The 15,399-nt window shown below is 44.3% G+C and carries 17 protein-coding genes and 1 pseudogene; 6 read left to right on the top strand and 12 right to left on the bottom strand.

From position 1 onward, the window contains the following. Window positions 1–91: 91 nt before the first annotated feature. Together mepM and znuA are read right to left on the bottom strand one after the other, a co-directional pair. Entirely contained in the window at window positions 92–1,402 is a 1,311-nt protein-coding gene (gene mepM, locus TI10_RS03335; RefSeq protein ID WP_049581764.1) for a murein DD-endopeptidase MepM, read from the bottom strand. A gap of 20 nt (window positions 1,403–1,422) precedes the next feature. Continuing rightward, window positions 1,423–2,370 carry a zinc ABC transporter substrate-binding protein ZnuA gene (gene znuA / locus TI10_RS03340; protein WP_049581766.1) on the bottom strand — a complete coding sequence of 316 codons (948 nt, stop codon included), beginning with the start codon at window positions 2,368–2,370 and terminating at the stop codon, window positions 1,423–1,425. A 76-nt stretch (window positions 2,371–2,446) separates the two neighbouring features. On the opposite strand from znuA, the gene znuC reads away from it, so the two are divergent. Together znuC and znuB are read left to right on the top strand one after the other, a co-directional pair. Next, window positions 2,447–3,205: a zinc ABC transporter ATP-binding protein ZnuC gene (gene znuC / locus TI10_RS03345; RefSeq protein WP_049581768.1), complete on the top strand. Its 759-nt coding sequence runs from the start codon at window positions 2,447–2,449 to the stop codon at window positions 3,203–3,205. Further along, window positions 3,202–3,987: a zinc ABC transporter permease subunit ZnuB gene (gene znuB / locus TI10_RS03350; RefSeq protein WP_049581769.1), complete on the top strand. Its 786-nt coding sequence runs from the start codon at window positions 3,202–3,204 to the stop codon at window positions 3,985–3,987. The genes znuC and znuB overlap by 4 nt, the downstream gene beginning before the upstream one ends. 108 nt (window positions 3,988–4,095) lie before the next feature. Here znuB and ruvB read toward each other — a convergent pair whose 3' ends face one another. The 6 genes from ruvB to aspS form a co-directional block, all read right to left on the bottom strand. Further along, window positions 4,096–5,103 carry a Holliday junction branch migration DNA helicase RuvB gene (gene ruvB, locus TI10_RS03355; RefSeq protein ID WP_049581771.1) on the bottom strand — a complete coding sequence of 336 codons (1,008 nt, stop codon included), beginning with the start codon at window positions 5,101–5,103 and terminating at the stop codon, window positions 4,096–4,098. 16 nt (window positions 5,104–5,119) lie between these two features. Continuing rightward, the gene (ruvA, locus tag TI10_RS03360; protein ID WP_049581773.1) at window positions 5,120–5,737 is read right to left on the bottom strand and encodes a Holliday junction branch migration protein RuvA; all 618 of its coding nucleotides are present in this window, start codon (window positions 5,735–5,737) and stop codon (window positions 5,120–5,122) included. Between the two features lie 78 nt (window positions 5,738–5,815). Next, window positions 5,816–6,337, bottom strand: a complete 522-nt coding sequence (gene ruvC, locus TI10_RS03365; protein ID WP_049581775.1) for a crossover junction endodeoxyribonuclease RuvC — start codon at window positions 6,335–6,337, stop codon at window positions 5,816–5,818. Between the two features lie 115 nt (window positions 6,338–6,452). Further along, a complete protein-coding gene (locus tag TI10_RS03370) occupies window positions 6,453–7,196 on the bottom strand; it encodes a YebC/PmpR family DNA-binding transcriptional regulator (protein WP_036806426.1) in 744 nt (247 codons plus the stop codon). A 29-nt stretch (window positions 7,197–7,225) separates the two neighbouring features. Continuing rightward, entirely contained in the window at window positions 7,226–7,663 is a 438-nt protein-coding gene (gene nudB / locus TI10_RS03375) for a dihydroneopterin triphosphate diphosphatase (RefSeq protein WP_049581777.1), read from the bottom strand. Continuing rightward, on the bottom strand, window positions 7,663–9,435 hold the full coding sequence (gene aspS / locus TI10_RS03380) for an aspartate--tRNA ligase (RefSeq protein ID WP_049581778.1): 1,773 nt from the start codon (window positions 9,433–9,435) through the stop codon (window positions 7,663–7,665). Before aspS ends, nudB begins: the two co-directional genes overlap by 1 nt. 231 nt (window positions 9,436–9,666) lie before the next feature. On the opposite strand from aspS, the gene TI10_RS03385 reads away from it, so the two are divergent. Continuing rightward, entirely contained in the window at window positions 9,667–10,062 is a 396-nt protein-coding gene (locus tag TI10_RS03385) for an MAPEG family protein (RefSeq protein ID WP_049581779.1), read from the top strand. Window positions 10,063–10,191: 129 nt separating this feature from the next. Here the strand turns inward: TI10_RS03385 and TI10_RS03390 are convergent, their stop codons facing one another. Continuing rightward, entirely contained in the window at window positions 10,192–10,437 is a 246-nt protein-coding gene (locus TI10_RS03390; RefSeq protein ID WP_049581780.1) for a type II toxin-antitoxin system RelE family toxin, read from the bottom strand. A gap of 221 nt (window positions 10,438–10,658) precedes the next feature. Here TI10_RS03390 and cmoA point away from each other — a divergent pair, with 221 nt between their 5' ends. Together cmoA and cmoB are read left to right on the top strand one after the other, a co-directional pair. Continuing rightward, window positions 10,659–11,417, top strand: a complete 759-nt coding sequence (gene cmoA / locus TI10_RS03395; RefSeq protein ID WP_049582159.1) for a carboxy-S-adenosyl-L-methionine synthase CmoA — start codon at window positions 10,659–10,661, stop codon at window positions 11,415–11,417. Further along, window positions 11,414–12,385, top strand: a complete 972-nt coding sequence (cmoB, locus tag TI10_RS03400) for a tRNA 5-methoxyuridine(34)/uridine 5-oxyacetic acid(34) synthase CmoB (protein ID WP_049581781.1) — start codon at window positions 11,414–11,416, stop codon at window positions 12,383–12,385. The genes cmoA and cmoB overlap by 4 nt, the downstream gene beginning before the upstream one ends. 167 nt (window positions 12,386–12,552) lie before the next feature. Here the strand turns inward: cmoB and cutC are convergent, their stop codons facing one another. From cutC to TI10_RS23410, 3 genes and pseudogenes are all read right to left on the bottom strand, one after another. Beyond that, the gene (gene cutC, locus TI10_RS03405) at window positions 12,553–13,299 is read right to left on the bottom strand and encodes a copper homeostasis protein CutC (RefSeq protein ID WP_049581783.1); all 747 of its coding nucleotides are present in this window, start codon (window positions 13,297–13,299) and stop codon (window positions 12,553–12,555) included. A 167-nt stretch (window positions 13,300–13,466) separates the two neighbouring features. Beyond that, on the bottom strand, window positions 13,467–14,021 hold the full coding sequence (locus TI10_RS03410) for a VOC family protein (protein WP_049582160.1): 555 nt from the start codon (window positions 14,019–14,021) through the stop codon (window positions 13,467–13,469). Window positions 14,022–14,174: 153 nt separating this feature from the next. Continuing rightward, a pseudogene (locus tag TI10_RS23410) lies at window positions 14,175–14,264 on the bottom strand (transcriptional regulator); the annotation flags it as partial. Between the two features lie 539 nt (window positions 14,265–14,803). Here TI10_RS23410 and TI10_RS03415 point away from each other — a divergent pair. Continuing rightward, on the top strand, window positions 14,804–15,175 hold the full coding sequence (locus TI10_RS03415) for a LecA/PA-IL family lectin (RefSeq protein WP_049581784.1): 372 nt from the start codon (window positions 14,804–14,806) through the stop codon (window positions 15,173–15,175). Window positions 15,176–15,399: the final 224 nt, after the last annotated feature.

Consider the following 15,399-nt stretch of genomic DNA (forward strand, 5'->3'; position numbering starts at 1 on the left):
AATCAACACACCCTTTTCTGAACATAAATAAAACGACAGCGGATGATAGCAATCATCCGCTTTAAAGTCTGTTACTAATAAACAATTAAACTCAATCTAACAGAAGCTGAGGCGTTATCTCTTTTACCGTTGCCAAGAATTCTGAGCGTTCTTTACCACTTAAACCACCAGAACGCGGCAATTTCGCCGTTAATGGGTTTACCGCCTGCTGATTGATCCAGAATTCATAATGCAAATGTGGGCCCGTAGAACGACCGGTGCTACCGGACAACGCAATACGATCACCTCGTTTTACCTTCTGACCCGGTTTCACCAACAGCTTTCTCAGGTGCATATAACGCGTGGTATATTGGCGGCCATGACGAATGGCGATAAAGTTACCTGCTGCTCCGTTATATTTGGAGACAATCACCTCACCGTCACCCACCGCCAAAACAGGCGTTCCCACCGGCATAGCAAAATCCACCCCTTTGTGTGGCGCAACCCGACCAGTGACTGGATTCACGCGCCGAGGATTAAATTGGGAAGATACCCGAAATTGCTTGGTAGTTGGAAAACGCAAAAATCCACGCTCCAGACCGGAACCTTGACGATCATAAAAACGCCCATCTTCCGCCCGGATAGCATAATAATCTTTACCACCACTATTTAGGCGAACACCAAGTAACTGGCTCTGTTCACTGTGACCATCCAACATTTCACGAGACAGTAATACAGAGAAACGATCGCCTTCATGTAATTTACGCAAATCAATTTGCCATTGCAGCGCCTTGGTGACTTCACGTGCTTCACTGCTGGTTAAGCCGGCATTTAAGGCGCTGCTGGTAAAGTTACTATCGACAACGCCAACGACGACGCTGTTTTCCCACTCCCCTTTCTGAAACTCTTTTATTTCTTTAAACAGATCGCCTTCACGGGTATAAATGCGCGTTTCACGGCGGGAAACACCCCAAGTCAGCGTTTGCAAGTCACCCGCTTCATTTACTGTCCATGACAATGGTTGGCCAATGTTCAGCCCCCGTAGCACTTTATGCTGACTTGCGAGTAACGCTACATCAGAAGAGTCGATACCAAACTGCGTCAGAATATTACTGAGAGTGTCGCCGTCGGAAACAATATATTCATGCGGAGTTTGAACCGTAACCTCTGAGTTCGTCTCTTCATCAGGAATACCCTCATCCGGTAGCTGCTCACTGCTATCTGCAATAATCTCATCACTATCTACGGGAGAATTGATGGCAATGCTGCCGACTGTTGTTTCTTCTTGTTGTTCATGATGATAAGCAATAGGTTGCCACATAGTGACAACCAATGTTGCTACAGTCAGCGAACCCAACATAATTTTATGCGGTCGCGGTAACTCCTTATACACCAGAACGATAGTTTTAACTATCTGTTGCACTCATTGAATTCCTTATTACTCTAATTCAGGCAACCCATGTACTGTTCCGACAACTGAGTTATAAATTTCATATAGCTGTCTTTATCCAATACGATGCGGCTTCCTAACGGGTCCAAGGTGCCCATACGCACTCCCGTATCCTTCGCCACAGCATTAATAACGGTCAGCCTGAATTGTGGCTCAGCAAAAATACAAATTGCTTTCTGCTCAACCAATTGTGTTCGTATGTGATGTAATTTTTGTGCGCCAGGTTGTATTTCAGGATTAATCGTAAAATGCCCTAATGGAGTCAGGCCATAATGCTGCTCGAAATAGCCATAAGCATCGTGAAAAACAAAATACCCCTTACCGCGCACCGGCTTAAGAATATTAGCAATATTTTTGTCAATTTGCGCAAGTTGAACATTGAATTTACGTAGGTTTACGTCCAGCGCCGTTTTTTTCTGCGGATAGCTCACCAATAATTGGTCATGAATCCCCTGTGCAACCTGTTTCGCTATTTCTGGTGATAACCAGATGTGCATATTATATTCACCATGAGAATGATGTTCATGGCCTTCTTCATGTTTATGCTGATCCGGTTCGGATAAATCTTCATCATTTTTCAGCAATAATGGCTTAATCGTTGGCAATTGTGCTAAAGCTAGCTGTTTATTTTGTGAAATTTTGGCTAACGGTTTAGACAAAAAGATTTCCATCTCAGGTCCAACCCATACAACTAAATCTGCCTGCTTAATTCTCTTAAGATCAGACGGTTTCAACGCATAATCATGCGGCGATGCCCCATCAGGCAACAGTACCTGCGTATCAGTTACACCATCAGTTATTGCCGCAGCAATAAAACCTAACGGACGAATTGATGTCACAACATCAGCATTAGCCGATTGTATCGTCCCTGACATGAAAACAGCAGTAATCGCGACCTTACAGAGAAACTTGCGCGCTAGTTTATATGATTTGTGCAACATAATGTAAATATCTCGTGGACAGAAACAAGAATTGTTATATTATAACATCTCAATGTTCACGCAAGATATATTTAGCATGCCAACACTCATCACTTTAAAAAATGTTGCGGTTACCTTCGACAATCGTCAGGTATTAAACAATATCTCTCTTCGTTTACAACGAGGGAATATTCTGACTCTGCTAGGTCCCAATGGCGCCGGTAAATCAACTTTAGTTCGTGTTGTTTTGGGGCTTGTCGAACCATCATCCGGCACAATTGAATATACCGCTGGATTAAGAATCGGCTATGTTCCACAGAAGTTGCATCTTGATCCCACTCTGCCATTAACAGTCAAACGCTTTATGATGCTAAAACCCGGCGTAAAATCTGCCGAGATATTGCCGGCACTTGAGCGGGTGAATGCAGCTCATCTGTTGCAGCAACCCATGCAAAAATTATCCGGCGGGGAAAACCAACGGGTTTTATTAGCCAGAGCGCTATTAAATCATCCGCAACTATTAGTCCTTGATGAACCAACACAAGGAGTCGATGTTAATGGTCAATTAGCACTTTATGATCTAATCAATCAAATTAGAACCGAATTGCATTGTGCTGTATTGATGGTATCCCATGATTTACATCTGGTTATGGCGAAAACAGACGAAGTTTTATGTCTTAATCAACATATTTGCTGCTCCGGCACACCTGAAGTTGTTTCAACTCACCCTGAATTTATCGCTATGTTTGGTCATCATGGCGCTGAACAATTAGCAATATATCACCATCAACACGATCACCACCATGATCTGAAAGGGAAAATTGTCTTGGAAAATAACAGGGAATGCCGCTCATGATTGAATTATTATTCCCCGGTTGGTTGGCCGGCGTATTATTGTCTATTGCTGCCGGGCCATTAGGTTCATTTGTTGTCTGGCGCCGAATGTCCTATTTTGGCGATACTCTGGCTCATGCTTCATTACTGGGCGTTGCTTTCGGATTATTGCTAAATATTAGCCCTTTTTACGCGATTATCGCTGTCACTTTGATACTAGCAATTATGCTGGTTTGGCTGGAGAAACGCCCTCAACTGGCAATCGATACTTTATTGGGGATTATGGCTCACAGCGCACTATCATTAGGGCTGGTCGTTGTTAGTTTAATGTCTAATGTGCGAGTTGATTTGATGGCTTATCTGTTTGGTGATTTGTTGTCAGTCACTTATGAAGATATTTGGTTGATTGCCATCGGTGTCGCCATTGTCACCACACTTCTGTTCTGGCAATGGAACGCTCTGCTCTCTATTACCGTCAGTCAGGAAATGGCTTTTGTGGATGGCATTAAAATACAGCGGTTAAGGGTACTGTTAATGCTGGTAACAGCCTTGACAATCGGCCTGGCAATGAAGTTTGTCGGCGCGCTAATTATCACCTCCCTGCTCATTATCCCGGCAGCCACTGCTCGCCGTTTCGCCCGTACACCGGAGCAAATGGCTGGTATTGCTATTGCGGTTGGTATGCTTGCCGTCACCGGCGGATTAGCATTCTCCGCCATTTACGACACACCAGCAGGGCCCTCTGTCGTGCTATGCGCTTCGGTGATGTTTATTATCAGCCTGCTCAGTAAAGCAAAAAGTTGATCCTCTGAGTGGGTACAACCCAGTTATCAGAAGAACGGGATAGGTTTCCCTTGTGATAGGTTTCCCTTGTAAGAATACCCATCCCGATTTTTCAGGCAATTAAACAGCTCATTCCTGATCTCTGACCATGCCAAAATGACGATAAGCATGTTCGGTGGCAATTCGTCCACGGGAAGTCCGTTGAATAAAACCCTGTTGAATTAGAAAGGGCTCCAGTACATCCTCAATCGTTTCCCGCTCTTCACCAATAGCAGCGGCAAGGTTATCTACCCCAACCGGCCCGCCCATAAATTTATCAATGATGGCAATCAACAACTTACGATCCAAATAATCAAAACCGGCAGCATCTACACTCAACATATCCAACGCTCTGGCGGCAATATCGCCATCAATCGAGCCATTCCCCTTCACTTGAGCAAAATCACGTACCCGGCGTAGTAAACGGTTCGTAATCCTCGGCGTTCCACGAGAACGCATGGCAACCTGCCGGGCGCCATCGTCAGTGATCTCTACCCCCATAAAACGGGCGCTGCGGGAGACGATACTTTGCAAATCGTCCACATTATAAAATTCAAGGCGCTGCACGATACCGAACCGATCACGCAACGGAGAAGTCAAAGAACCTGCACGAGTAGTAGCCCCAATCAGGGTAAAAGGAGGCAAATCAATTTTGATCGAACGGGCTGCCGGCCCCTCGCCAATCATAATATCCAGTTGATAATCTTCCATTGCCGGATAGAGAATTTCTTCCACCACCGGCGACAAGCGGTGAATTTCATCGATAAACAACACATCATGCGGTTCAAGATTGGTCAACATTGCCGCCAGATCCCCCGCCTTTTCTAAAACCGGGCCAGAAGTTGTGCGAAGATTGACCCCCATCTCATTGGCGACAATATTCGCCAACGTTGTTTTCCCCAACCCCGGCGGACCAAAAATCAGCAGATGGTCAAGAGCATCACCACGCTGTCTGGCAGCCTGAATAAAAATCTCCATCTGCTCACAGACTTGCGGCTGCCCAACATATTCAGATAACGACTTAGGTCTGATTGCGCGGTCAATGGCTTCATCGTCTTGCAAAACTTCCGCAGAAACCAGACGGTCAGCTTCAATCATAGCTTACCCCTGTAACTTAAAGAGCGGCGCGAAGTGCTTCGCGGATAAGTGTTTCACAATCAGCGCCCGGTTTAGCGACTTTACTGACCATGCGACTAGCCTCTTGTGGCTTGTAACCCAGAGAGACCAATGCCGCAGCGGCTTCTGCTTCGCTATCAGCGTCAGAAGTTGTCTGTTTGGCCGTTGCCGGCAAATTAATATCACTGCTCTGATTGAAGAGATCGCCATTAAGCCCTTTAAAGCGATCTTTCATTTCAACCACCAGCCGTTCGGCAGTTTTCTTACCCACGCCCGGCAGTTTAACCAAAGAAGCGATCGCCTCTTGTTCAATAGCAGAAACAAATTGCTGCGCAGACATGCCCGAAAGAATAGCCAACGCCAATTTAGGCCCTACGCCATTCACTTTAATTAATTCACGGAATAGCGCCCGTTCCTGCTTATCATTAAAACCATAAAGTAATTGCGCATCTTCACGCACAACAAAGTGAGTAAACAGAACAGCTTCCTGTCCGGCATCAGGCAATTCATAAAAACAGGTCATTGGCATATGGACTTCATAACCAACGCCATTCGTTTCCAGTAAAACCAAGGGTGGTTGTTTTTCCAACACAATTCCTCTGAGACGCCCTATCACTCGTTTACCCCCTAAAAATAAAACTGATTGTTCTGCTTATGGTTATAACATAAAAAAAGCTGGATGCATATCCAGCCGTTATCTTAAACGTCCACGTGACAAGATTAATCTGGGATCGCCAACCCGCAAAAGATTCTGATTAAAGTGACAATGGGTTATCGCAATAGCCAATGCATCTGCCGCATCCGATTGCGGGTTAGCAGACAATTTCAGCACCGAGCGCACCATGTGCTGAACCTGACTTTTTTCAGCCGCCCCGGTTCCGACAACCGTTTGTTTCACCTGCCGAGCAGCATATTCAAAAACCGGTACCGATTGATTAACGGCAGCCAGAATCGCCACTCCCCGCGCTTGCCCTAATTTCAGCGCTGAATCGGCGTTTTTTGCCATAAAAACCTGTTCGATAGCAAAAGCATCTGGTTGAAATTGCGTAATAATTTCAAGGATACCCGCATATATACGCTGTAACCGGCTAGGCAGATCATCAACTTTTGTTCGGATACAACCACTACCAAGGTAGCTCAAATGACGCCCCTGCTGACGGATCACACCATAGCCAGTGACGCGGGAACCTGGGTCGATACCTAAGATAATCGCCATATTCTGTCTATTCGCCTTTGATTATCACCTTTAATAAAGGAGATAAAAACGTTAGAGAAAGTGTCCTGTACCGCAGCACAACCCACTTTCTCTACGCTGTACAATCCAATTAAAATTACAGCAACGCAGCAACTTCATCAGAGATTTCACCGTTATGGTAAACCTCTTGTACGTCGTCTGAATCTTCCAACATATCAATCAAGCGCAATAATTTAGGCGCAGTTTCCGCATCTAACTCTGCTTTAGTGGAAGGGATCATCGAAACTTCTGCTGATTCAGCCACAAAACCCGCTGCATCTAACGCATCTTTCACATCACCAAAGGTTTCTGGTGTAGTGTAAACATCAATCGCGCCATCATCATAGGTTTCTACATCATCAGCACCGGCTTCCAACGCCGCTTCCATAACCGCATCTTCATCCAGTCCTGGCGCGTAAGAAATCACCCCTTTCTTGGTGAACAAATAAGCAACCGAGCCATCAGTGCCCAAATTACCACCAGTTTTAGTGAAAGCATGACGAACGTCAGAAACAGTACGGTTACGGTTGTCACTCAAGCACTCAACCATCACCGCCGTTCCCCCCGGACCATAACCTTCATAAATGATGGTTTCCATGTTATCCGCGTCATCGTTGCCGACACCACGGGCGATAGCACGGTTCAAAGTATCGCGGGTCATGTTATTGGACAGTGCCTTATCAATCGCGGCACGCAGACGTGGGTTAGATGCCGGATCTCCACCCCCCAGACGGGCTGCCGTTACCAGCTCTCGGATGATTTTGGTGAAAATCTTACCGCGTTTCGCATCCTGCGCAGCTTTGCGGTGCTTGGTGTTGGCCCATTTACTATGACCTGCCATAAGGTTCTCCGATAAAACGTCTAATAAACTTATTCAATGACAAACTCTTCAATCGCCTGCTGATTGCTCCACGACTTAGTGAGCTTGACTGCTTTATCCGCATCCAGCCACTGGTAAGCCTGATGTTCAGTCAACAAGCATTCTCGCTCTTCAGGCAATGCCAGACAGAACCAGTACTCTTTATTACGGGTGACTCCTGGAGCATAGCGATGGCGCAAGTGGGTAAAAATCTCAAAATAGAGAGAACGTCGGCAATCTATCAATTCAAGATTTTCACCTATGATATCAATACCAACTTCTTCTTGCACTTCGCGCAATGCTGTCTCACGCGGCGTTTCGTCGCCATCAAGGCTGCCTGTCACAGACTGCCAAAAACCAGGATCGTCCCGCCGCTGTAACATCAGCACCCGTCGGCTGGAAAACGCATAAATAACCACCAGCACGGATTCAGGGCGCTTATAAACCATTATTCACTCTCTTTTCTGGCAACAACAGAGATTGATAACTCTTCAAGTGCCGACGGATTGGCATAACTTGGCGCTTCCGTCATTAAACAAGCGGCAGCGGTGGTTTTAGGGAAGGCGATAACATCACGGATGTTATCCGTCCCTGTCAGCAACATCACCAGACGGTCAAGACCAAATGCCAAACCTGCATGGGGCGGCGTACCAAATTTCAGCGCATCCAGCAAGAAGCCAAATTTCTCCTGTTGTTCCTGCTCATCAATACCCAGAATACGGAACACCGCCTGTTGCATTTCGTTACGGTGAATACGCACCGAGCCACCACCCACTTCGTAGCCGTTAATCACCATATCGTAAGCATTAGCAATGGCCGAAACTGGATCTTGCTCCAACTCCTCCGCTGACATATTACACGGTGAAGTAAATGGATGGTGCATGGCGGTCAGGCCGCCTTCCCCATCATCTTCGAACATAGGGAAGTCGATAACCCACAATGGCCGCCAGCTATCCAATTTTGTCAGGTTCAGATCACGTCCTAATTTCAGACGCAACGCTCCCAAGGCATCAGTGACCACTTTTACACTGCCAGCACCGAAGAACAAAATATCGCCATCCTGTGCATCAGTACGGGAAAGCAGGCTTTCAATCACCTCTGCATTCAGGAATTTGGCTATCGGGCTTTGCACCCCTTCCTGACCGGCAGCACGTGCATTGACTTTCATCCAAGCCAGCCCTTTTGCGCCATAAATCCCAACGAATTTGCCATATTCATCAATCTGCTTACGGCTAAGCTCAGCACCACCGGGTACCCGAATGACGGCTACGCGGCCTTTACTGTCATTCGCCGGTTCAGCAAAAACACTAAATTCCACATCTTTAACCAGATCAGCAACATCAACCAACTCCAATGGGTTACGCAGATCAGGTTTATCAGAACCGAAACGACGCATCACCTCAGCAAACGTCATCACCGGGAAATGCCCCAGCTCAACACCTTCAATTTCAAGCCATAATTCGCGGATCATCATTTCCATCATTTCCCTTACCTGCTCGGCAGTCATAAAGGAAGTTTCCACGTCGATCTGGGTGAATTCCGGCTGGCGATCTGCACGTAAGTCTTCATCACGGAAGCATTTAACAATTTGATAATAACGGTCAAAACCGGACATCATCAGCAATTGTTTAAATAACTGCGGGGATTGAGGCAAGGCATAAAATTTGCCTTTATGAACACGACTTGGCACCAAATAATCACGGGCGCCTTCGGGTGTTGCTTTAGTCAACATTGGCGTTTCAATATCCAGGAAACCCTGATTATCCATGAAACGACGAACAAAACTGGTGATTCTAGCGCGTGTTTTCAGGCGATTTGCCATTTCAGGCCGGCGCAGATCGATATAGCGATATTTCAGACGCTGCTCTTCACTGTTCGTCTGGTTGCTATCCAAAGGCAGAGGTTCGGAACGGTTGATGATATTTAAACTTTCCGCAAAAACCTCTATTTCACCGGTAGCCATATCTTTGTTGATTTGGCTATCAGGACGGGCGCGTACAGTACCGGTGATTTGAATACAGAATTCATTACGCAGTTCAGCAGCCAGAGAAAATGCGGCTTGCTGATCCGGGTCAAAAAATACCTGAACTATCCCTTCACGATCACGCATATCAATAAAAATCAAGCCACCCAGATCGCGGCGGCGGTTTACCCAACCACAAAGAGTCACCTTCTGGCCTTCATGGGTCAGATTCAACTGCCCACAATAATCAGTACGCATACAATATCCTTTTACTCGGCTGTTGTGCTGTTGCTGCGGAAAAAAGGTCGTCATTATAATAGAAATTCTACTCAGAGATAAGGGCAGGCAATATCCCGATGCTATACCATTGCTTGATGTCTGATAATCAGGCAATTTGTTTTCAATTCCCATCTATTTATAGCGACAGTTTTATTTTTGCGGTTTATCATAACTTAATTGGCCAATTTCGGTTAGGCAATGGAGTTAAAAATGGTTAGCTCGCTTTATGTTGTGTTGGGCGCACTATTATTGATTAAGCTGTCTTTTGATGTGGTTAAGTTAAGGACGCAATATCGTGTCTCATATGGAGATGGTGGTTTTTACGAACTACAAACAGCGATCCGCATCCACGGTAATGCTGTGGAATATATTCCCATCTCTATGTTATTGCTGGTCATGATGGAGATGAACGGCTCAAATGTCTGGATGATACATGTCTGTGGTTTGATTCTGCTCACCGGCAGAATCTTGCATTATTATGGCCTGCACCACCGTGAGCTCCGCCGGCGACGTTCAGGCATGGTAGCGACTTATCTTTCAATCATATTAATGGTGATGACGAATATTTACTACTTGCCTTGGGAACAGATATTTTCTCTCTACTAACGAAGCGAATAGCACCGGCGCTAAAATAACAGGCAGCAAACCTTGCTGCCTGTTATTCTAACCATAGCTGTTTCCCATGTAAGGAAGACTTTCCAACGTTGATATGCAAAGCGAGCAAGTGTTGTTTTTTTACCTCTCATTGGCGAGAGTATAAACCGCATCTCCGGCCCGTTTACCAATAGCAATTGCCAGCAAGATAATCTTATTGCCATTATTCACTTCATAAACTAAGCAGTAGCCAGAAGACTTCAATTTAATTTTGTATCGGTTCGCTCGCCCACTTAATCTTGCTGACGGCACATGAGGGTTTTCTAAACGTTCAGCCAATTTTTTCTTTAGCTGCTCCTTAATTGGATGACCTAACCTCTTTTTCAATGCATCTTTGCTTGTTTATATAAAACCCAAAGCTCCCCTAACGCTGATTGACTAATGAAACCAAGGATTGATCGCGCCATGATATGATTTTTGTGCAACACCCAAGTTTCTCAAATACTTCCATTATTCACTACTTTTAAACACAAAGAAAATTGGTTCAAGGTCAAGCTTTACATCTGTTAGAATGCCACCTTCTATTTTTTCTGATAATTAATGCTGTTATGTCAAATCAAGATCCTTACCATCAAAGGGATAGCCTATTTGCCACGCCCATTGCCAATCTGGGAGACTGGCATTTCGATGAACGGGTAGCCGAAGTTTTCCCTGATATGATCCAACGCTCCGTGCCAGGTTATTCAAATATTGTTTCTATGATTGGTATGCTGGCCGGTCGTTTCGTGACATCAAACAGTCAAATTTATGACCTGGGTTGTTCTCTAGGCGCATCAACTCTGGCAATACGCCGCAATATTGCCGCTAAAAACTGCAAAATTATCGCCGTTGATAATTCCCCGGCAATGGTAGAACGCTGTCGTCGCCACATTGACGCTTTCCGGGCACAAACACCGGTTGAAGTCATTGAAGCCGATATTCTTGATATCGACATTCAACATGCTTCGATGGTCGTACTAAATTTCACCTTACAATTCCTCAATCCGCAAGATCGACAAGGTTTACTAAACCGGATTTATCAGGGATTGCGTCCCGGCGGCGTTTTAGTTTTATCAGAGAAATTCAGCTTTGAAGATCAACAAATTGGTGAGTTGTTATTTAATATGCACCACGATTTTAAGCGTGCTAACGGATATAGCGAACTGGAAATCAGCCAGAAACGCAGCATGCTTGAAAATGTGATGTTGACCGATTCTGTGGAAGCACATAAATCTCGTCTCCATCAATCCGGTTTTAACCATGTTGAAGTCTGGTTTCAATGTTTCAACTTTGGTTCACTGCTGGCGATAAAAGGAGCCGACAAATGATCGATTTCGGTAATTTTTATCAACTTATTGCAGGCAATAACCTCCAGCATTGGCTTAATTGCCTTCCTGCTCAACTGCATGAATGGCAAAAAGCGGCCCTGCACGGCAGTTTTAAATCATGGGTAAAAACCCTGGAAAACCTACCTGTAATTTCACCAACCCAATTAGACTTGAAAAATGGCGTAATCGCAGAACGTAATCCTGCCCTATCCGAAGGTGAAAAAGTCTGCATTACCAATATATTGCAGGTATTCATGCCGTGGCGTAAAGGCCCATTCTCTTTTTATGGTGTCAATATTGATACTGAATGGCGTTCAGACTGGAAATGGGATCGGGTATTGCCTCATATTTCCCCACTATCCGGCCGGACAATTCTTGATGTTGGTTGCGGCAGCGGCTATCACTTGTGGCGGATGGTAGGTGAAGGGGCTGAACTTGCCGTTGGTATCGATCCAACTCAACTCTTCCTCTGCCAATTTGAAGCCGTCAGAAAGTTACTTGGTAATGATCAACGCGCTCATCTTTTACCTCTGGGCATTGAACAATTACCAGCACTGGCCGCCTTCGATACGGTCTTTTCGATGGGAGTCCTCTATCACCGCCGCTCTCCTCTTGACCATCTCTGGCAATTGAAAAACCAACTGGTGTCCGATGGTGAGCTGGTCTTGGAAAGTCTGGTTGTTGAAGGAGATGAACATACCTGTTTAATCCCCGGTGAACGTTATGCTCAAATGCGCAACGTCTACTTCATTCCTTCGGCAAAAATGTTGAAAATTTGGCTAGAGAAGTGCGGTTTTGTCGATGTGAAAATTGCCGATCAAGCGGTAACAACCACAGAAGAACAACGTCGTACAACCTGGATGAGAACTGAATCGTTATCTGATTTTCTTGATCCTACTGATAGCAGTAAAACCATTGAGGGTTATCCTGCCCCTCTGCGGGCAGTACTGATTGCCCGTAAGCCCTGATTTTGCGAACTGGCCCAACTCTGGGCCAGTTCATAATATACCCTATGGATTTCAAGATGCATCGCGACGGCAAGGGAACGAATCCCCGGGAGCATAGCGAACTATGTGACCGGGGTGAGTGAGCGCAGCCAACAAAGAGGCAACTTGAAAGATGACGGGTATAGATTTTATTCAAACAAAGTCAGACTCAACATCCCTTTCATTACTTCTACTACACCACCATCAACACAATAATGTGAAAACTCATCTGCCTCATTGTCCGCGCTCATCGTCACCCCCGCTTTACGGTAGGTCATGGTAGAAGGCATAATCCGGCTTGCCGAACTGTGAACTTCCGTTAACCCGATATCAATAAATTTATGAATATTACTCATACGAACACCCGCACCTGCCATAATAATTGGCCCCTGACTGGCTTGATGCAGCTCTTTCAATAAAGGTAATCCCAATTCAGCATTCTGTTGCTGGCCGGAAGTCAAAATTCGTTTAACACCAAGTTGAGTGAGTTGATCCAGAGCCACATAAGGATTGAAACACATATCAAATGCACGGTGAAAAGTGACGGCCATATCGCCAGACAGCGTCATCAATTGTTGCATACGGGGCAAATCAATATGCCCTTCTTCATCTAACACACCAAAAACGACGCCCATAAATCCCATATCACGGATCTGAGCAACATCATTTTTCATCACCTCAAAATCTGAGTGACCGTAGCAAAAATCACCACCTCTTGGACGTACAATGGGATGTACAGGAATAGTTAATTGCTCAATAGCCTGCTTCAATGTACCAAAACTCGGTGTTAATCCCCCTTCCGCCGGACTGGCGCATAACTCTATTCGGTCAGCACCCGCCTGTTGTGCGATTAATGCGCAACCTACGCTAAAACAACAAATTTCTAACTTTGTCATCAGAAGTTCCTTGGACACCCAGTCATTAACGAGCAATCAATGAATCTAAGCGATTCAGTAATTCAATTCACTAACTATGACATCTAATTATTGCCGATGATTTGTAGGAAATCACAAGGTCAGAACTTTTATCTGGATCACAAAGACGAAAAAGTCAATTTTGCTGGCTAGTGCTCATTTTTAACAATTTCACGCAATGTAAATGGGTGAAACTTGACTGTGATCTCACTATCAGTGATAGCTAAGGTGGGATTAGGCAGCCGCTCCTGTTCCCCTTTGGGTTGACTCTCTTTGACAGAAAAACCTGCCGGCAAAGGTTGCGGTAATAATGCTTTTGCTGCTGTTGATAAGATCTCAGGCGCCACGGGCAGCACTAGCTCCACATGTTCCCATCCTTGATGCAAGTAAGTTTTCTTGCCAGGATAGGGCAGTTCAACACAATCGATTTGCCAATTAAGCACTACGATTGGGTGTTCTAAATCAAACAAGCAGATTGGACGTCCATTAATGAGACTTTCTGACATCAAACTGCCACATTGCAAAAAACCTTTACGCCAGCGCTCGGCTACAGATATATCGTGGCAACGTAAGGAGATATGATCGGCTTGATATTGCTCAACATTCAAATTAAGCCGCTGTTTGAACCGCGCCAATTTTTGCTCAAATATTGCCAGATCAGCCACTAAATCCTGTAATTCAACAATAGAAGAAAAATGTGTCATATTTATCCCGGTTAACATGGAATAGATTGGTCCCTTCCCTTGGCCCCAAACAGCCCAAGAGTTTTAGCCGTTTCAAGCCTCGAATGATACTCTCGATTTGTAATAATTGAAATTTAATGGCGCCAACACAACCACTCTTTCAATAACCTCCATGAATTCACGAGATGGCGCACATTCACCGTTAATGATCTCATTCATCTGTGTCATGCTTTCAGTCAACCTAGCAAACAATTTACTATCCATCTTTACCACCTCTCATTTAAGTCTCTCAGGATCTTCTTCTCTGATTCACTCAGATCGTCCTGTATCCCTTTTTTATAAATCAACAACAATCCGATATGTGAAACGTCCACTTTGTAGTAATAAATAATTGCTCCATGCAAGAAATACTATCTATCAATAATTTACTGTAATCATTTTACACAATTTCCGCACGGAATGGGAATTAATGGAAATTCTGGTTTTTTAATATAATTAGATTAGAAAATTAAAAATAAGAATTATTATATTTCATTCCAACCATTCGTTGGAATCATTTAAAATCAAAAATAACCATAAATTTATCATTCCAATATGAAATTAATATTCCATAAAAAAATAAAAGTAAAAAAGCAATTGTTATATTAAATAAATCATCGATATAAAATTATTATTTTCATTAAGTCAGGTCACAGTCTATGATATCTACAGTTGTTTCTACTGTCAGGAAAATATAAATTTCTTTCAGTTAAACATCTTTAAAAAAACTATTTTTATAAAACCTAATTTCTAGAGGTAATACTATGTCTGATTGGTCAGGAAGTGTTCCAGGTAATGCTGAAAACGGTAAATCCACAGGGCTTATTCTCAAACAAGGAGACGTTATATCTATTGTCGCTAACGGATGGGTGAGATACGGCAAAGAAAATAATATGATAGCCGCACCTCAAGGTAGCATCACGCTCTCTACGAATCCAGAATACAATCTCGTTGCAAAAATTGGCGGCAAAACCTATAGGATTGGTAATGGCGTGCTCCATAGAACGGTTCCCGTAGATGGTGAACTGGTACTTCTGTTCTCTGATACACCCGGTGTATATTACGATAACTCTGGAGAGTTTCGTGTCGATGTTATAATAGAGTCTCGGTATTCTCCTCTTGAGGAAAAAAAATAAAAACTATATGAATACGTATTACCAATATAATAAACAGTCTCATTGATATAATGCCAAGTGAAAAATTACATTATTTCACTTGGCAGATGACAACCCACCATTCCCTATCCTTATTTAACCTAACTCCACCCTATTTTTCAGATGGGAATCCGTGAGATACATTCATAATGTACATTGCTAAATACAATAGAGCATCAATAAAACAGGCCACGCAATGCGCAGCC

This window comes from Photorhabdus luminescens subsp. luminescens, assembly GCF_001083805.1.
Lineage (GTDB): Bacteria > Pseudomonadota > Gammaproteobacteria > Enterobacterales > Enterobacteriaceae > Photorhabdus > Photorhabdus luminescens.